The organism is Tepidanaerobacter sp. GT38, from assembly GCF_021991635.1.
GTDB lineage: Bacteria > Bacillota > Thermosediminibacteria > Thermosediminibacterales > Tepidanaerobacteraceae > DTU063.
The window spans coordinates 76,073-93,861 of the sequence record NZ_JAFFJA010000001.1; the positions used below are offsets into that span (position 1 = coordinate 76,073).

Annotated in this window: 18 protein-coding genes and 1 riboswitch; of the genes, 3 read left to right on the top strand and 15 right to left on the bottom strand. The window is 37.8% G+C overall.

The annotated features are described in order from the left end of the window. Positions 1-7: 7 nt before the first annotated feature. Positions 8-1,102, bottom strand: a complete 1,095-nt coding sequence (locus tag JT739_RS00365; protein WP_237659123.1) for a Xaa-Pro peptidase family protein — start codon at positions 1,100-1,102, stop codon at positions 8-10. Positions 1,103-1,308: 206 nt separating this feature from the next. Here JT739_RS00365 and JT739_RS00370 point away from each other — a divergent pair, with 206 nt between their 5' ends. Then, the gene (locus JT739_RS00370) at positions 1,309-1,818 is read left to right on the top strand and encodes a transcription repressor NadR (RefSeq protein ID WP_237659124.1); all 510 of its coding nucleotides are present in this window, start codon (positions 1,309-1,311) and stop codon (positions 1,816-1,818) included. A 402-nt stretch (positions 1,819-2,220) separates the two neighbouring features. Next, positions 2,221-2,715, top strand: a complete 495-nt coding sequence (locus JT739_RS00375) for an ECF transporter S component (RefSeq protein WP_237659125.1) — start codon at positions 2,221-2,223, stop codon at positions 2,713-2,715. A gap of 24 nt (positions 2,716-2,739) precedes the next feature. Here the strand turns inward: JT739_RS00375 and JT739_RS00380 are convergent, their stop codons facing one another. The 6 genes from JT739_RS00380 to JT739_RS00405 all read right to left on the bottom strand — a co-directional run bounded on the left by JT739_RS00380 (position 2,740) and on the right by JT739_RS00405 (position 8,662). Beyond that, a complete protein-coding gene (locus JT739_RS00380; protein ID WP_237659126.1) occupies positions 2,740-3,156 on the bottom strand; it encodes a C-GCAxxG-C-C family (seleno)protein in 417 nt (138 codons plus the stop codon). A 210-nt stretch (positions 3,157-3,366) separates the two neighbouring features. Next, positions 3,367-4,104, bottom strand: a complete 738-nt coding sequence (locus tag JT739_RS00385; RefSeq protein ID WP_370642527.1) for a type 1 glutamine amidotransferase — start codon at positions 4,102-4,104, stop codon at positions 3,367-3,369. Continuing rightward, complete coding sequence (locus JT739_RS00390; protein WP_237659128.1) at positions 4,064-5,446, bottom strand: Mur ligase family protein; 1,383 nt, start codon at positions 5,444-5,446, stop codon at positions 4,064-4,066. The genes JT739_RS00385 and JT739_RS00390 overlap by 41 nt, the downstream gene beginning before the upstream one ends. 99 nt (positions 5,447-5,545) lie before the next feature. Continuing rightward, a complete protein-coding gene (locus tag JT739_RS00395; protein ID WP_237659129.1) occupies positions 5,546-5,977 on the bottom strand; it encodes an ACT domain-containing protein in 432 nt (143 codons plus the stop codon). Between the two features lie 13 nt (positions 5,978-5,990). After that, positions 5,991-7,289, bottom strand: a complete 1,299-nt coding sequence (locus JT739_RS00400) for a phenylacetate--CoA ligase family protein (RefSeq protein ID WP_237659130.1) — start codon at positions 7,287-7,289, stop codon at positions 5,991-5,993. 138 nt (positions 7,290-7,427) lie between these two features. Beyond that, positions 7,428-7,601, top strand: a riboswitch (cobalamin riboswitch). 218 nt (positions 7,602-7,819) lie between these two features. Beyond that, positions 7,820-8,662: a DegV family protein gene (locus JT739_RS00405; RefSeq protein WP_237659131.1), complete on the bottom strand. Its 843-nt coding sequence runs from the start codon at positions 8,660-8,662 to the stop codon at positions 7,820-7,822. 291 nt (positions 8,663-8,953) lie between these two features. Between JT739_RS00405 and JT739_RS00410 the strand changes: the two genes are divergently transcribed. After that, a complete protein-coding gene (locus JT739_RS00410) occupies positions 8,954-9,535 on the top strand; it encodes an HD domain-containing protein (protein WP_237659132.1) in 582 nt (193 codons plus the stop codon). Between the two features lie 37 nt (positions 9,536-9,572). Here JT739_RS00410 and JT739_RS00415 read toward each other — a convergent pair whose 3' ends face one another. The 8 genes from JT739_RS00415 to JT739_RS00450 form a co-directional block, all read right to left on the bottom strand. After that, on the bottom strand, positions 9,573-10,250 hold the full coding sequence (locus JT739_RS00415) for an HAD family hydrolase (RefSeq protein ID WP_370642528.1): 678 nt from the start codon (positions 10,248-10,250) through the stop codon (positions 9,573-9,575). Positions 10,251-10,612: 362 nt separating this feature from the next. Beyond that, on the bottom strand, positions 10,613-11,716 hold the full coding sequence (locus JT739_RS00420) for a sodium ion-translocating decarboxylase subunit beta (protein ID WP_237659134.1): 1,104 nt from the start codon (positions 11,714-11,716) through the stop codon (positions 10,613-10,615). A gap of 100 nt (positions 11,717-11,816) precedes the next feature. Next, a complete protein-coding gene (locus JT739_RS00425; RefSeq protein WP_237659135.1) occupies positions 11,817-12,737 on the bottom strand; it encodes a DMT family transporter in 921 nt (306 codons plus the stop codon). Positions 12,738-12,788: 51 nt separating this feature from the next. Then, positions 12,789-13,604 carry a Cof-type HAD-IIB family hydrolase gene (locus JT739_RS00430; RefSeq protein WP_237659136.1) on the bottom strand — a complete coding sequence of 272 codons (816 nt, stop codon included), beginning with the start codon at positions 13,602-13,604 and terminating at the stop codon, positions 12,789-12,791. Positions 13,605-13,682: 78 nt separating this feature from the next. Next, positions 13,683-14,702 carry a dipeptidase gene (locus JT739_RS00435; RefSeq protein ID WP_237659137.1) on the bottom strand — a complete coding sequence of 340 codons (1,020 nt, stop codon included), beginning with the start codon at positions 14,700-14,702 and terminating at the stop codon, positions 13,683-13,685. A gap of 41 nt (positions 14,703-14,743) precedes the next feature. Further along, the gene (locus tag JT739_RS00440; RefSeq protein ID WP_370642529.1) at positions 14,744-15,637 is read right to left on the bottom strand and encodes a putative RNA methyltransferase; all 894 of its coding nucleotides are present in this window, start codon (positions 15,635-15,637) and stop codon (positions 14,744-14,746) included. A 365-nt stretch (positions 15,638-16,002) separates the two neighbouring features. Then, on the bottom strand, positions 16,003-17,055 hold the full coding sequence (locus JT739_RS00445) for a DUF4179 domain-containing protein (RefSeq protein WP_237659139.1): 1,053 nt from the start codon (positions 17,053-17,055) through the stop codon (positions 16,003-16,005). Then, complete coding sequence (locus JT739_RS00450; protein ID WP_237659140.1) at positions 17,052-17,609, bottom strand: sigma-70 family RNA polymerase sigma factor; 558 nt, start codon at positions 17,607-17,609, stop codon at positions 17,052-17,054. The genes JT739_RS00445 and JT739_RS00450 overlap by 4 nt, the downstream gene beginning before the upstream one ends. Between the last annotated feature and the right edge of the window lie 180 nt (positions 17,610-17,789).

Sequence of the window (17,789 nt, forward strand, 5' to 3'; positions counted from 1 at the left end):
TTTAAAGTTAAATCACCAACATCTCTTTTGTGAATTTATTAAGTATTTCTGCTTTCCCTTCATTTACAACAACTATGTCTTCTATGCGTATTCCAAATTCTCCGGGAATGCAGACACTGGGCTCTATGCTAAAAACCATACCGTTTTGCAATATCTGTTTATTGTTAGCAACTATATTAGGATATTCATGAATATTTACACCTATGCCGTGGCCAGTTCTGGTAATAAAGTACTTATCAAGTCCTGCATTCTTTAAGACATCTCTGGCCATTTTATCCACTTCTTCGCAGGTGACACCTTCTCTTATAAAGGCTTCCGCTGCCAAATTTGCCTCAAGGACAGCAGCATAGACGCTCTTTTCTTTTTCACTTGGCTCTCCAATAAAAAAAGTACGGGTTGTATCTGAACAATAACCGTTGTATTTACATCCTAAATCAAGAAGCACTATATCGCGTTTTTCAATAATCCTGCTGTCACCATTATAGTGAGGCATAGAACTGTTGGGTCCTGAAGCAACAATAGGGTCAAAAGACAGACCAGAAGCGCCCTTTTCAAGGCAAAGTTCCTCTATCTTTTTCTTTATATCCCTTTCCCGTATTCCAGGCCTTATAAATTCAAACAAATCTTTTACAACATCATCAATAATTGCAGATGCTTTCCGGAGGTTATCCAATTCTTCAGCATCTTTTATCATTCTAAGTTCACCAAGTAATATATTCCCCTTTACAAAATCTCCATCAATAGTTTTTTGTATATCCAAAAGGTGTACAGCTGAAATACCGTCACTTACTGCTATGCGCAGGCCTTGTAGTTTAAAGTCTTCACTTGCCTGCTTTAATACACCTAAAAAACCTTCCTCATCGTACCATACATAGAGCTTTACATCGTGGCCTATGCACTTTTGAGTTTCTTCAAGATAAAGGGATGGCGTTATGTAGAAAAAACTTCCATCAGATAAAACAAATAACCCCTTAAACCTCTCATCCTGTGAAGGGGTAAGGCCTGTCAAGTATTCTAAGTCCGGTGAGGGGCCAACAAGAACGGCGCCTATGTTTTGCTCTTTAAGAGAATCTGCTAATTTTGAAATCCGTTCAGGTTTCAAAAAAAAAGCCTCCTTAAAGTTTTATAGTATTATTTTTTTATTTTACAGGATAATTAGCTATTTTTCAAGCAATACTAGACAAACATATCATGGTTTTATATGAATTTTCAGGAGAATTCGTCTCGTGAAATGGATTTTTATATAAAGATTTAAATCTTTTGACAGACTTGATATAATAATTAAAGGGGTATAGGGAGGTAAATGAAGTGAATGCTGATCAGCGGCGAGAAAAAATCCTTGATTTCCTAAATAAACATCATGAACCCGTATCAGGTAATGAACTGGCAAAAATATTTGGTGTTACCCGTCAGGTCATAGTGCAAGACATTGCTATTCTCAGAGCTTCCGGAAAAGATATAATTGCCACAGCTCAAGGGTATTTAATAAATAAACCTGTACAACTTTGCACTAAGCAAATTGCCGTATGCCATGACGAACATAGCACCAGAGAAGAACTTTTGACTTTCGTCCAATGCGGCTGTAAAGTAATAGATGTTATAGTAGAACACCCCCTTTACGGTGAGCTTCACGGCTTGCTAATGCTATCAAATTCTCATGATGTGGAAAATTTTCTAAAGTCTGTAAGCAAACATAAGGCAAGCCTGCTTTCCAAACTCACCAACGGCGTTCACATACATACCGTAGAAGCAATTAATTTTGATTGTATAAATAAGGCCGAAAAGTTACTAAAAGAAAAAGGCTTTCTATTGGAATAGCGTTTTTTTTAAAATCGGTTGACTACTCAGGTGTATATACAGTATAATTGTCATTAAAATAATCGATGATTTTACAAAGATACTAATATGTGGGTCATCGTCAGGTAATACAGCTCGCTCAAGTTTGTTTTTTCTATGATTCTAAGGCTCGGTTACTGCGAAAGCTAAAGCTTTTAAGCTCAGTCTAACTTTGAGACATATCAATTATAACTGCATTACTTGCAGTTTGTTTTGTCTTACCTTTTTTGTTACTCCGCGAAAAGCTTTCTAACGGCTTTCTTGTAACCTCGTCAAGAACCATTTACGAAAAAACAAAATTCGCTCACTTGCATTACCTGACGACTATTGGAATAATGCTAATAATATTATAACTATAATAACTATGAAAGGAGTTATAATCCCATGAAACCAAAAGAAATCGTCACAAGTGCATTGCTCACAGCATTATCTCTACTAATACCTATAGTTTTTGGCGGCTATCTTAAAATCTATATTCCGCCTTTTTCTGCCACTTTAGCATCTCACGTTCCATCAATGATATCGATGCTGGTGGGACCTACGGCAGCGGTTATGGTGGGTCTAGGTTCTACTTTAGGTTTTTTATTGATCTTAGGCCCTGTGGTGGCAGCTAGAGCTTTTGTTCATGTATTTTTTGGCCTTGCAGGTGCTTTGCTTATAAAAAAAGGCCTTTCTTTACAGAAAGCCTTAATTTTAGTTGCCCCGATCCATGCCTTGGGCGAGGCCTTGATTGTGCTTCCCCTTGGTTTTGACCTGTATACAGCCTTCGTGGTAGTAGGTATTGGAACTCTGTTGCACCACTTTGCTGACAGCTTTATTTCAGTAGGGCTGGTAAAAGTGCTCTCAACGGGATTGTCCTTATCAGACAAAAACCTGTAATTGTCGCTTTTTTACTGCAATTATTCATTCACTTTGGCGGCTCAATTCTCTTGTGATTATGTCATCAAGGATAATTCCAGCTTCTTTTATTACATTAAGGCACCTAACTTTGTCATTATAGTGTTTTTCTTTTAAGTAAGAGCACCTCAGATCTCCCATTTTTTCGCTGTAGCGATGCAAAAGCTCATTTATAAATACTTTTAAATATGGGCTTGTATGGGCCCTGTCATTTACAAAAAGATGACTAAGCACCATTATACCGCTTGTAAGAGCACCGCATATACTTCTTATATACATTCCACTGCCGAAACCCGCTGCCATTTTAAGAGCATTTCTATCTAATCCCAGCTTATACATGTCATTGGCAGCATAGAGCATTGTCTCAGCGCAGTTTAAGTCATAGTCTTCAGAGTAGTATTCCTCTATTTTATTAATAAGCATATGGTATCTCCTCTCATTGTAATACGGCTACTTCCAATACCAGTATATTATCTTTAATATTATCTTTGTTAATCTAATTACACTTTATATACCATTTAATAACTACAGCAAGCCTCACATCCTTCCATATTTATCAACACATTATAGTATTAATTTAAAAAAAATAAAACACCCTACCTACAAACAAGGTCAGGGTGTTTTTATACTATATTAAGCAAAAGAAATAAATTTGTTATTGATGGATTTTAGTGTATGCTGCCTTGCTTTTATCTCTAGCGAATCGTCTAGTTCCTGAAGGTCTTCGATATTGTACTTGTTTTTTAAGGCTATGCTTATAATCTCATCACATAGTTTTGGGTTTTTAGGCAAAAGGGGACCATGTAAATAGGTGCCAATGACATTTTTATATCTAACTCCCTCAGTTTTATCCTTGCCATTGTTTCCAAAACCGGAAATCACGTGTCCAAGGGGATTTAATCCATTTAAATATGTCCTTCCCATGTGGTTTTCAAATCCTACCAAATAATAGTCACCTGTATCTACTACTATGTTGCCTACAAAATATTTGTCGGCAGCTTCTGTATAAAAGTCAAGGAGTCCCAGGCCATCAACAGTGTCTCTTTTGCCTTTATAATACTTGCCTAAAAGCTGATATCCTCCGCATATAGCAAGCAGGACTCTATCTTGTTCAATTGCAAATTCAAGCTGCGGCTTTATGCTGTTAATATCATTGCATGCTATACCCAGATTGCCATCGGCACCTCCACCTATAAAAAATATATCAACATCTTTAAAATCAGTTTTATCACCGATATTATGATTTATTACATTTACATCTATACCTCTCCACTGGCAGCGCTTTACTAGTGTCAGGACATTGCCTGAATCCCCGTACAGATTTAGCAGTTCAGGATACAGATGGCACAGAGTCAGTTTTAACATCTTCATTTCGCCCCTTTAAGATTTTCTGAGTTTCAAAAAGCAGACTGTAATTTAGCAAAATATAAGCTGCGTCACTTCTGGTGTTTACTACATTATCTATGGCATCTTCGTTGGTTTCCGAAATCGTCAATTTGCTCTCATCTATTCCTGCATATTTTAGGCGAAGGGCCATGTCGTACCTACGGCGGCCGAATACTGTATAGTTTACAATTGTATCATCGATTTCCAGTAATATTTCAAAATTGGTATCCCACAGCCACGAAACGTCTCGGCCGTCCTGAGGAAGGTCGTTGACACCTATAGCCACTACCTTTGAACGCATATCTTGCCTAACTATTTTCATGGATTCGTTAAAACCCACGGGATTTTTAGCAAGGTTTAAGGTAATGGGCTTTCCTATATAAAACCTTTCCATTCTCCCAACTTGAGGTCGATAATTTTCAAGACCTCTTTCTACAATTTCAGCAGTATTTCCGAGTAGCCCTCCAACTGAAATAGCAGCCAGTGTATTATAAATGGAATAGGTTTCGTTTGTGTTAAAAGCTCTCACAACCTTAAAACCATTGCTGCCGATTACTGTAAGCTCCCTTTTGTGCTCAAAGTCCTGTAAAAATGCCTTAAAATCAGGAATGGGTCTATTAAAATGGCATTTTGTACAGGTATAATGTCCCAGCTGACCGTAAAAATAATGGGCATAGTCTAATCTTTCGCCGCAGAGTTTACAAAAGACATTGTCTTTGGCCAAATCCATACTACCCATATCTATTTGGGTTTCAATACCGTAATAATATTTGGTATGGGCTACGCTACAACCTAGACTTACCAATGATGGTTCGTCAGAATTAATTAAAAGCACGGCATCCTGAGCCTTTTCTAGAGATGCTTTTATTTTATCTAAAATGGCATCGATCTCACTGTATCTGTCCAATTGGTCCCGGAACAAATTTGTAAAAACTATTATGTTGGGCTTTAGCTGTGCCATTACTTTGGCAAGTGAGGCTTCGTCCACTTCCAGGGAGGCATAGTCTGCATCAATACGTCCGGTTAAGTTACTGCTGTTGATAAAAGCTGAAATTAACCCCGAATCCAAATTAGCGCCCAGTTTGTTGCAAACACAAGTATGACCCGACTGACGGATAATTGAATATATCATGTTATTTGTGGAAGTTTTTCCATTGGTGCCAGTAACTAGTATTATCTTTTCTTTTACCTGCGAACCAAACCAGGCGAGAATATCGGGACATATTCTAAGTGCAAGCTCTCCTCCAATGTTAGAACCTCCGTGCCCCATAAGTTTTGCAAGTGCTATAACGATTTTTGCAATTACTATAGCTATTATTCTCCTCATGTGTTCTCCTCCCCGAAATACTTCTCCCTAAAAAAAACCAAACTAATTATAACACTTGCAAAGAATGGTGGCAAACTATATATTTGTGGCAACTAGAAATTAAAGTAAATTAATTTCTTCGTTTGTATAAAGCTTCACACCGGCTGACTGCAAAACCTCTACGGCTTTTGCCGAGTCTTCAATCCGGAACAGTATCAGAGCTTTGTCTCCATTTCGCTTTATAAAAGAATAAAGGTATTCGATGCTTATGTTGGCTTCATTTAGCACTTGAAGTGCGAAGTTTAAGCCGCCTGGTTTATCAGATACTTCCACAGCCAAAACTTCGGTTGTACTTACCGGAAATTTGGCAGCTTTTAGTGCCGATACTGCTTCTTTTGGTTTATCTACAATCATCCGCACGATCCCAAATTCACTTGTATCAGCCACTGATATGGCACTAATATCAATGTTGTTTTGCCTTAAAACTTCGGTAACTTGCGCCAGTCTACCTGGCTTGTTTTCCAAAAACACCGATATCTGTGTAACAAACATAATATCCCTCCCATTAAATTTTTCTCTTGTCTATGACTCTTTTAGCCTTGCCTTCGGAACGCTCTATAGTATAAGGCTCTACCAGTTTTACATTGACGTTTATGCCTAAAGTAGAATAAATTTCTGATGCTATCTTTTTACGGACCTCTTCAAGTTTTCTTATTTCATCGGCAAAAAGTGTTTCTGACACTTCGACTAAAACTTCAATAGTATCAAGATTGTTGACGCGGTCTACAATAATCAGGTAATGGGGTTCTACTACACCAGTGGCCATTAGTGCACTTTCAATCTGTGACGGGAATACATTGACACCGCGGATAATCAGCATATCATCAGTTCTGCCTAAGAGTTTGCTGATTCTGGCATGAGTTCTGCCGCAGGCACAGGGTTCATAGGACAGTGAAGCAATATCTCTGGTCCTGTATCGAATCACCGGCAAGCCTTCTTTATCTATGGTCGTAATCACCAGTTCCCCTGCTTGACCTTCAGGCAGAGGTTTTTCCGTAACCGGATCGATTATTTCAGGAATAAAGAAATCCTCAAATATATGAAGGCCTCGCTGCTCTGTACATTCACAGGCGACACCGGGACCTATGACTTCGCTAAGGCCGTAAATGTCCAAAGCTTTTATGCCTAATTTTTCTTCCAGCTCCGCACGCATATTCTCAGACCAGGGTTCAGCTCCAAAAATCCCTGCTTTAAGGTTTAGTTCCTGGCGGTTTAGGCCCATTTGCTCTAAAGTTTCAATAATGCACAAGGCATAGGAGGGAGTGCACGCTAAGATCTCAGTTTTCAAGTCTCTCATCAGCATAACTTGCCTGCGAGTGTTGCCACCTGATATAGGGATTACTAATGCCCCTATCTTTTCTGCTCCATAATGAAAGCCCAGACCTCCGGTAAAAAGGCCGTAGCCGTAAGAAATCTGGACAACTGAATCCCGCTGAGCACCGGCCATTGTAAGGCAGCGGGCCATGAGTTCTGCCCAATTGGCTATATCCCTGCGGGTGTAACCTACCACCGTAGGCTTGCCTGTGGTCCCTGAAGAAGCATGAATTCTGATAATTTCTTCAAGAGGTACAGCAAACATATCGTAAGGATAGTTATCTCTTAAGTCCTGCTTGGTGGTAAAAGGCAATAGTTGCAGGTCTTCCAAGCTGTTAATATCCTCAGGAATAATATTTCTTTCCTGCATCTTCTGCCTGTAGCTTGGCACATTGTGATAAACTCTGTCGACGGTCTCTTTTAGCTTTTCAAGCTGATAAGAACGAAGTTGTTCTCTATTCATACATTCACGTGTTTTATTCCAATGCATTGGCAAACCCCTTTCTAAAACCACTTTACGTTCTTTATATTAATCAGATTATACAAATACAATACTTAAAATGCAACAAATTATATATTAAATAAGTTATATTGACCTTTGTCTAAATATTTTATATAATTAAAGAAAAATATTTCTATTTCTTAAGGTGCCCATTTTTGGAGAATAGGGAAGACCGGTGAAAGTCCGGCGCGGTTCCGCTACTGTAATGGGGAGCTGCTTAAAATATCCACTGGGAAACCGGGAAGGGTTAAGTAGCCATGAACCTGAGCCAGGAGACCTGCCTTAAGAATTTTTGCTCCGGGAACGATGGCAAAGTTCACGGTCTAATCTGTATTAGACTGTGAACTTTTTATTTTCCCTAATTTTTCAAGTTACCTAGACAATTATATTGAAGACTGGAACAAAGACCTTCCCGTAGACATTAAAAAAACCGCCGGACCTGCTACATGTGTATTAGTTACTTGCCGGACGGAATTAAATATCACTATACCACAGCCCATCTTCCAGTTAGTTGCTATTTACTCGAACTGTACAGCTGCACCTACAGTTCCAGGACCTGTATGAGCGCCAATGACCGGCCCCACTTGCGTAAAAATACTGGTTTTTAGCTGAAGGGCATTTTCCAAAGCCTCCTTAAGGTAAATACCGGCTTGATGTGCCGCACCATGAGCTACCGCCAAGCGAACATACTTTCTTCCCCGCGCCAGCTCCTTAAAAGCTTGCACTATACCGTTGAGTGCACGCTCCTGGCTGCGGGCCTTTTTATAAGTATGGTATATACCGTCATCTCCCACTCTAATTACCGGCTTGATATTCAAAAGGGCTCCCACAACACCTTGAACTTTTCCGATTCTGCCGCCTTTTTGCAGATATTCTAATGTGTTTAATGTGAAAAGGGTTTCTATGTTTTTTCTTACTTTTGAAAGTCCCTCCACAATCTGTAAAGCGTTTAAGCCTTCACTAATGTTTCTGGCAGCCTCCGTGACCATGAGCCCTATCCCGAGGCTGATGGTCTTAGAATCAACGATATGAATTTTGCCGTCTAAGCTTTGTTTGGCCAAATGGGCAGCATTCACAGTACCGCTTAATCCAGAAGATATGTGTATGGATATAATTTCATCATAGTCTTTAAGCAGTTTACGATACATGTTTGCAAAATCTTCCGGCGATGGCTGTGAGGTTGCTGGAAGCTCCTCTGCCTTTTCTAGTTTTTTATAAAATTCTTCACTCGTAAGCTCACCGTCAAAATATTCTTTATCTTTAAATCTCACTTTAAGTGGGACTACGTGAATATTGTATTTTTTCTGGATTTCCTCCGTGAGGTCAGCAGTACTATCAGTAACTAAAGCAATCTTTTTCATTTAAATCCTCCGTTTTATCTTTTTATAGGTTATATTCCATTTCGAGAAAAAACTACAAAATCCTTTATTACCTAAAACTTTTTTTACGAATTAATATCGTATTTAATATTTTTGTCAAAAGGCAACATATCATATTCATAAATAATCTCCGATATAGATCAAAATCAATATGTCATAGACAAGATTAGATTCTTATAAAAACTTAAGCAAAACTGCAAAATCTTGACATTTATGCTTTAAAAGTTGTAGTATTTAATACAAGCATCATAATATTGTGAAAGAGGGTTTGAAATGGGTACAACTTTTCCTACAAGGGAACAAGCCTTTGAGCTTTTGAAAAAATACAACAGCGATGAAGCATTGATACGCCATGCCCTTACCGTGGAAGCAGTAATGCGTCATTTTGCGGAAATACTTAATGAACCTGATAAAGAAAAATGGGGAATTATTGGACTTGTTCATGACCTGGATTATGAAAAGTATCCGGACAAGCATTGCCAAAAAGTTCGGGAAATCCTAACTGAAGAAGGTTGGCCTGAAGACTACATACGGGCAATTCAAAGTCACGGCTGGGGTATTTGCTCTGATGTGGAACCCGTAGAGAGAATGGAAAAAGTTCTTTATACCATTGATGAATTGACGGGTCTTATCACCGCAACGGCTTTACTTAGGCCAAGTAAAAGTGTCTTAGACCTTGAAGTCAAATCGGTAAATAAAAAGTGGAAACAAAAGAACTTCGCTGCCGGAGTTAACAGAGAAATCATCGAAAAAGGTATAGAGATGCTCGGCCTCGAACGTGACTACGTAATCCAAGAAACTATAAATGGAATGCGAAAAGTTGCTGATGAGATAGGTTTAAAAGGAAATTTATAGTATAAAATAGAAAAACAGTAGGCAAAGTCAATGGGTCCTACTGTTTTTTTAATTGTTCTTCTAAAAAAATCTTAACCTCGATTAATGAATTAAACTGTTTGTATATAAGGTTTTGAACTTCCTTTGAAGGCATTTTTAAGTCTGGAACACATATGGCACGCATTTTAGCACGCGAGGCTGCTCTTAAGCCGTTTTCGGAGTCTTCCAACACGATACACTCACCAGGCAAGCAATTTAATTCTTTTGCCACTTTTAAAAATATATCAGGTTCGGGCTTTCCTTTGTCTACATCATTCCCACACACTATCAAATCAAACAGATCCTTTACCTTTGCTAAAGATAGGCATTCTTCAGCCCATTTTCTATATGTTGACGTGGCAACAGCCTTCAAGATTGAATTTTCTTTAAGGAAATTCAATAAATCATAAAGACCCTCTTTAACTGGAACTCCGTTTTTCTTAATATGTTCACTAAAATATTCTAATTCCCGCCTTCGAATTTCAAAAAACGGAAAAGAATCGCCAAAGCGTCTTTTAAAATATAATTCTACATTCCTGGCATCTAGGCCTGTCACCTCAACTATCATATCGCAAGTGATCTTATATCCGAAATCCTCTCCTGCCTTTTCCCAAGCCCATATAGCAAGCCTTTCAGTATCAAACATTAAACCATCCATATCAAAAATGACAAGTGATAATCTCTCCAATTTGAACACCTTTCTTTAAACATCAGCAGAAATAAATTTCTTAATCTCACAAGTAAAAATGCAACAACATAGATAATATCATAATTTGCCCATTAGCGGCAATAAAAAACAAGAACCCCAGCCTACAGCACACTACATTCTCTCGGGTCCCGGGAACTTTGTTGTTTCGCAATAAAAAATTAAGCGGTTGCTGCTTTTTGAACAGAACCGCATCTGATCTGCATATTATACTTATCTTTGTGAGAAACTGAGCATCATTCTTATCATTATGTAGACAATGGATATTGCTGTAAAAATGCCAAACATACCTGTAATCATTATGTTTAATGTTTGAAGAAAAACATCCATTTTAGCCCCTCCTTAAATTAAATCTACTTAACTAATGTCAATATCAAACCGCCTGCAATGATAGAACCGATTTGCCCTGCTACATTGGCCCCAACGGCCTGCATCAATATAAAATTGGTGGGATCTTCTCTTTGAGCCATTTTCTGAATCACCCTAGCAGACATGGGAAATGCCGATATTCCGCATGCTCCTACCATGGGGTTGACCTTATCCTTTAGGAAAAGGTTCAATATTTTTGCAAATATTACTCCGCCAGCAGTGTCAAACACAAAAGCCACTAAGCCCATAGCTATTATCAGAAGGGTTGTTGTGTTTAAAAATTGATCAGCTGTCATTGTAGAGCCTATTGTAATTCCAAGAAGCAGTGTTACTAAATTTGCCAGTTCATTTTGGGCGGCATTAGAAAGTCTGTCAAGAACTCCTGATACTCGAATCAGATTTCCGAACATTAAAGCTCCCACAAGAGCTACACTAATTGGCGCTAAAATCCCAGCAATAATGGTTAAAGCTATGGGAAAAATTATCTCTACGGTTTTTGAAATTTTCCTGTCAAAGTCCGGTTTCATTCTAATCCGTCTTTCCTCCGATGTAGTCAAAAGTTTAACCACAGGAGGTTGAATAATGGGCACCAGTGACATGTAAGAATATGCCGCAACGGAAATAGGTGCAAGCAGATGCTTTGCAAACTTTGTAGCCACATATATCGATGTAGGCCCATCGGCTGCCCCAATTATACCTATTGATGCAGCTTCCTTTAAACTAAATCCAAATATAGCTGCCATTGCCATAGTAAAAAAAATGCCGAATTGGGCTGCTGCTCCAAAAAATAGCATAAAAGGTTGCTGAAGCAATGGCTTAAAGTCAATCATTGCTCCAACGGCAATAAATATAAGTATTGGAAAGAGTTCTGTTAAAATTCCAGCATTAAATAAAATACTTAAAAAGCCGTGTTCACCAATGGCAGAAGAAAAAGGAATGTTTGCGAGAATCGCTCCAAATCCAATGGGCAGTAAAAGCATTGGTTCATATTCTTTTTTTATAGCTAAATAAATAAGTGCTCCCCCGATAATAAACATAATTATTTGTTCCAAGCTAAGACCTTTTAATCCATAAAGTAGTTCATCCAATACCTTCTCCTCCTCCAAATTTATATATTTTTGTATACATTATACAGTACAAAATATACAATAACAAGCATGGTATTTTTTACAAATCTTAAATTGTTGTTCAAATTTTCCGCAAAAATCGCGATCCCCTGCCAACATAGTTAGTGCCAAACACTCCTAATATAATCATCAAAGATCCTATTATGTGGTATAAAAACAACTGTTCTTTTAGAATATATACCCCGGCTATGATGGTAACTATAGTTCTAAGGTTCCCAAATACACTCACTTTTGCTGCCTCAATTTTTTTGAGTATATAATTGTTCAAAAGCGACGTTACCAAGGAAGACAAAATCCCCAGATATAAGATTGATATTACAAACTCTAAGTTTTGCAAAGGAGCTAAAAATTGATTTGCAGATCCATTCAGGAAGTGACTTATTATTGCCACCGTATTGAAAAATACAAACCCCAATAATGTCATCACAAAACTAACTTCGGTTATTGAAAACTGCCGAACTGTTATGCGCGTAAGTACGTGATAACCGGCAGAGGCAATAGCTGAAAGCAGTAAAAGTATTATGCCCAACACCTCTGTTAAATCTAAACCGGCTCCTTTCATTATAAAAATATAAACAACACCTGCCACCGACAATAAAATTGAAATCTTTTGATAGTTTGTAGTCTTTTCTTTTAAAAAAACAGCAGCTAATATCATGGTGAAAATAGGGGTCACTGCCTGCAATATTCCTCCTTCTGAAGAAGTAGCATAAACAAGGCCCAAAGTTTGGAAAAAGAAAAATGCTATGGGATATAACAGTGCTAGTGAGCATACTTGAAGGAGGTTCTTTCCAGTTAAGTCAATGTGTATTCTTTTTAATACAATCGGCAGAATCATAGCAATGATAGAAGCAGTAAAGCGAAAAGCTAAAACATCAATGGGACCTGCATATTTCAAAGCAGTCTTCGTAAATAGAAACGACAGGCCCGTAATTAAAGTGTGCAACAGTGCAAAAAAGTAGGCCAGCTTTAAATCAGACAAATCTGTCAGCCCCCTCGAAATTGATTGTAGCGGCACCGCTATTATATAATATTATAAAATATATTTATAAATTGCACGACTTACCCCTGACTCATCGTTGGACAAGGTTATGTAGTCAGCAATCCTTTTCAATTCTTCTTCCGCATTGCCCATGGCAATAGACATGCCTGCCAGCTCAAACATGCTAATATCATTGTAATTGTCCCCAAAAACAACGGTGCGCTCGAGGTCTATGCCAAAATGTTTGGCCAAGATGCTAAGTCCGGCTCCCTTTGATACACCGCTTGCCATTATATCAAAAAGATTCTCTTCGGACTGGACGATGGTCAAGCTGCCGTCTTTATTGACGTCCTCATTTAGCTTTTTAATCAAATTGTCATCGTCAGTTCGTATTAAAATCTTGATTATATCCTCATTTAAAACATCTAATGATTCAGCGCTGTAAAGTGGTGCGCGGAGCTTCTCCTCAACACTGTTGTTGTATTTTATTATCACATTGACGCGTTTTGAATTCTCGCTGTAATAAATGGCTTTCGGTACATAAACTAAAAAGTCTAATTGATTCTGTCTGCAGTATGAAACCACTTTTAAAGCAATATCAGGTTTTATGAGTTTCATATGTAAAATTTGTTCATTTCGAATGTCCATAATTAAGGCACCGTTACAGGCTATAAGAGGGGTATTCAGGTCCAAATCGTAAATATATTTACTGGCAATTAGCGCATGTCTGCCGGTTGCTATAAAAACTTGTTTATCATTTGCTGTTAACATACTAATAGCTTGTCGAACCTCATCAGTTAGCTCTTTAGCAGAATTTAATAAAGTTCCGTCCAGATCAAAGACAACCCATTTATAATCTTTCACCATATTAAACTCCATTCTAAGATTATTTCCTGCTTATTATATCAAATTTAGATAGATTTTGAACAAAATTTAGTTTTGGATTCACTTTAGTATATTTTTATATACTCTTAAAAAGTTTTCGCCATAAATTAGCCGGAGTTCGTCATCGGTATATCCCCTCTTAATCAATTCTTCTGTTAGCTGGTAGATGTTTTTATGGCCTTCTATTACATCATATGCTCTAACTTGTTTTGTGTCTTTACCTGAATGTTGTCGCGCAAATATTTTATCACAAAGATCAAAACCCAGACCTATATGCTCAATTCCCGCCACTTCCCGCAGGTGGTCCACATGATCGGCTAGTGCCTTTATATCAGCATGGTGCTCTGCCACTATTTTGCTTACAGCATTTATTCCAATGACTCCGCCGGTTTTCGCGAGGGCCCTTATTTGATCATCTGTTAAATTTCTCATTATGCCATTTAAAGCCCTGCAGTTAGAGTGAGAAGCGATAACCGGTTGCGTGGTTATTTCCATAACATCCCAAAAGCCTGCATCGTTTATATGGCTCACATCTATAAACATGCCCAGCTTCTGTGCCTCTTTTACTACTTGCATGCCGAATTCAGAAAGTCCATTTTCCTTGCCCTTGACACGGCTAAAGCTGCAGCCGTCAGCAGCAAAATTGCGCCGTGACCAGGTTAGCCCTACTCCCCTTACTCCAAGTTCATAAAATATTCTCAGTAAATTAATGTCGTTTATCAGGGGCTCCACACCTTCAAAGGACAGTAAAATGCCTATTTTATCTTCTTTTATGGCTTTATCTATATCGGTAAGGTTTTTTACAAATATTATTTTATCCGCTGATTCTTCTAGTTCTGAATAAAAGGCACTTATTTGATCTAAGGCTTTTCTCAAGGCAAGTTCCGGCAAGAATTCTCCGTCAATGTATATTGATGAAACTATGATATTAATACCGCCCTCAGTAAATTCCTCAAGATACTCCCTCTCTATGACCTTTTGTTGGCCCATTTTTCTCTTTCTTTCGATATCATATAGCAAATCCAGGTGAGCATCCACTATTGTAAAATTTTTATGTATGCTTTTTACACGGGTTTTCACATACAGCTCCCCTTTTAAATCATAATTTACTTTCGCTTCCCTTAAAATTTTTTGCCAATAATAATATGGAAGTCCGCCGTTACCTCTCGTATTCCCATCTCAATTGCCTTTTCTAATTTCTCCTTTTCAACATTCCAAGTAAGTGGGGTCATGTTCAGAAGATGTCTTAAACTAATTTCATTTAAGGCCACATTGTATGAGCACATTTTATGTTCTATCATATTAAAGTTCTGGGTAAATAGGTGTATTACCTGTTCATTTGAATAAGACTTTTTATCTGTTCTATCATAAAATATATTGCGCAATTGGATAAGATAATCCTTTCCCGGCACAACTTTAATAAGGATACCACTATCTTTTAATATCCTGCTAAACTCAGTATAACTGGCCGGTGAAAGGATATTAAGTACTACGTTAAATTGTTTATCATTAAAAGGCAAATTAGCCAGATCTGCCACACACCAAATAATACCCTCGTAATCTCTGGCTGCAATGCTAATTCCTCCCTTAGAAATATCGATGCCGACACCTTGCAGGCTTATATCCGATTCTGCTTTTAGGGTCGTCAAGATTCTCGAAAGGTGGGAGCCTCCCCCACAACCGGCATCGAGAATAAATTTAGCTTGAGTGTTTTCAAACCCAGCTTTCTTTACGATTAAATCGCATATTTCTTGTAGCATGGGGTCAAAAAAGCCACTTTTTGCGATAATGCTTCTCGATTTCAGCATGTCTCTATCGTATTTAGTCTTATTTGATTTCAGCAGCATGTTTATATAGCCCTGTCTGGCCAGATCGAAGCTGTGTTTGTTGTCACAGGCTAAAGTAGGGGAATCAAGAATACTCATCTTGCTTCCACATACCGGGCATTTAAATAAGTGGCTGTTATTTGAAATAATATTTAGGGCTTTATAGATTTTTTTCAATTTTTCTCCCATAACTCTATCTCAATTCCACCTTCCTAAACACCCTCTCCTATTTTACTTTTCTTTTTTGGATATTCCAAGCACACTATTCTTGGATCTTAAGCATGATTTTGTACTCTCTAACGTATCAAGAGTAACATATTAAAAAATACAAGAGCTTGAGAGTTATCTTGTAATGTTGCCAAAAATTTACGTTTAGGCTTTTGACTTAACTTTATATATAGTATAATCTTTTTTAGAATTATAAGGAATGGAAGTTTTTTAATGGACGCCTTTTTTTCTATTTTTACTTTGCTGTTGAGAGAGGGAAGAATGAAATATTTTGCCCGGCATAAATTCCCGTGCCGGGCAAAGTTTTTGCTAAAACTAGCGCCAATTTACTTCTTCAAATATATGGTAAACTCTTCACCTACTTGTCTGTAATCATCACTCATCTTTCCGCTCTTTTCAGGAAATTTTGCAGCATAGGGTGTAAGGGTGATTGATGTAATCTCATCTGCTAAATCGCCGTAGATATTGGAATACTTAAATACTATGTCTTCACCCGACACACTGGCTAAATAAAATGCCACTTCGTTGCCTTGGCTGTCACTGCCTTTTAAGTAAATATCATATCCTGCCTCAAAGGCACCCTTTACCTTTCCAAAAATCTTTTGGTTGACAGGATTAAACCTGAATTCCTCCAATGTATATATTTGATTATCTATATTAAATGAATAATCTATTGGGATTGATTGAGAAGTGGCCATTAACTCGCTGCCGTTTGCCGTAAATTCAAATTGCCATTTCCCTTTTCTCTTTTCCTCTGAAGTCCCCGTAATTAATCTTACATCTTTTAACACTATTTTTACGTCTATATTCTCGTTTAAATTAATTCCCTTGACGTCAACGGCATATGCCATGAAAAACAAGCTGCCGGAATCGTCAATCTCCCCTGCCCGGCCGCCAGCACCGTAATTTGTCAGTTTCTTTCCGTTTATGAAAATATCGTAGTCAAATCTGACTATGTCAACAGGTTTATTTGTATTGACAATTGCAGAAAAGCTCAACTCATCCTTATCTATGATGACACTATCTAATTTCACTTCTATTCCGTTGTCCTCTACAATCTGATTTACCACATTTGCATAAGGTTCAATATCTCTTTCTATGCCCATGGATTTACCAATAGAATATGATATCTCCGCAACTTTTAACTGCACGGCAGCATACACGCTCTTTCCCAAATTTGTCTGGCTCAAAAGCCCAATTGTCAAAAGAAAAATAGCAGCTATGGCACCGAACTTTTTCAAAATCCTTTGCCTTTTATTTTTTCCAAAGCTCTTCTTTAACCTCTGCTTTTCGAGATCACTTAGCGTTTCTTTATCATAGTCTCCTAGGTCAAATTCCATGTAATTCAACAGTTCATACACATTGTTGCAATCCTTCATTGACCCAATCCTCCTTTTAACTCAAAAACCTTCCGCATTTTTTTCTTCCCCCTGGAAAGTCTATTGTAAAGCACCGGTTTGGCAAGGCCGGTATCGCAGGATATCTCATCCATACTCTTATCTTCGAAGTACAGCTTCATAAAGATTTTCCTGTCTTCTTCAGACAAACACTTAAGCATCCTCTCAGTTTCCTGGCTGATTTCTTTCGATAAAACTGCTTTCAGCGCATTATCCTCCGCAGAAACTGCAATGTCTTCAATGTTTTCCTTTTCTAAATCCCTTAAGTATTTTCGCACATAATTAATTGACTTGTACTTTGCAACTCCTCCCACCCAATTTTTAAAGCTGGACTTTTGGGAATCGTAGTAGCCGATGTTTGTCCATATACTCATCAGGCAGTCGTTCAAACACTCTTCGTAATAATCCGGAAGATAGCGAAGATGCTTTTTAATAACCGTTTTTAGTATCCATCCATAGTTGTCGATAACGTATTCAAGAGCTTTTTCGTTTCCCTTTTTCAGTTCTTCAATAAAATTATCTTCAGTAATTTGCAATGGGCATCACCTTCCTTTCTGATATATTCGCTATGTTTAGGCCTTTTATCCTTCTACTTATTACTTCACGTTGGAAACAGAAAATCTATCAGTTTACAAAAAAATATTACAGTATGAGTTAAAAATTATAAAAAGAAAAAACTGGACAATAAGCAAAATACTTACCATCCAGTTTGACTT

Coding starts and splice junctions, on each gene's coding strand:
- JT739_RS00400 (WP_237659130.1), bottom strand. CDS start 7,289: ATGCATTGGAATAAAACACGTGAATGTATGAATAGAGAACAACTTCGT.
- JT739_RS00410 (WP_237659132.1), top strand. CDS start 8,954: ATGGGTACAACTTTTCCTACAAGGGAACAAGCCTTTGAGCTTTTGAAA.
- JT739_RS00380 (WP_237659126.1), bottom strand. CDS start 3,156: ATGCTTATTAATAAAATAGAGGAATACTACTCTGAAGACTATGACTTA.
- JT739_RS00430 (WP_237659136.1), bottom strand. CDS start 13,604: ATGGTGAAAGATTATAAATGGGTTGTCTTTGATCTGGACGGAACTTTA.
- JT739_RS00395 (WP_237659129.1), bottom strand. CDS start 5,977: ATGTTTGTTACACAGATATCGGTGTTTTTGGAAAACAAGCCAGGTAGA.
- JT739_RS00375 (WP_237659125.1), top strand. CDS start 2,221: ATGAAACCAAAAGAAATCGTCACAAGTGCATTGCTCACAGCATTATCT.
- JT739_RS00405 (WP_237659131.1), bottom strand. CDS start 8,662: ATGAAAAAGATTGCTTTAGTTACTGATAGTACTGCTGACCTCACGGAG.
- JT739_RS00385 (WP_370642527.1), bottom strand. CDS start 4,104: ATGAAGATGTTAAAACTGACTCTGTGCCATCTGTATCCTGAACTGCTA.
- JT739_RS00445 (WP_237659139.1), bottom strand. CDS start 17,055: ATGAAGGATTGCAACAATGTGTATGAACTGTTGAATTACATGGAATTT.
- JT739_RS00390 (WP_237659128.1), bottom strand. CDS start 5,446: ATGAGGAGAATAATAGCTATAGTAATTGCAAAAATCGTTATAGCACTT.
- JT739_RS00440 (WP_370642529.1), bottom strand. CDS start 15,637: ATGGGAGAAAAATTGAAAAAAATCTATAAAGCCCTAAATATTATTTCA.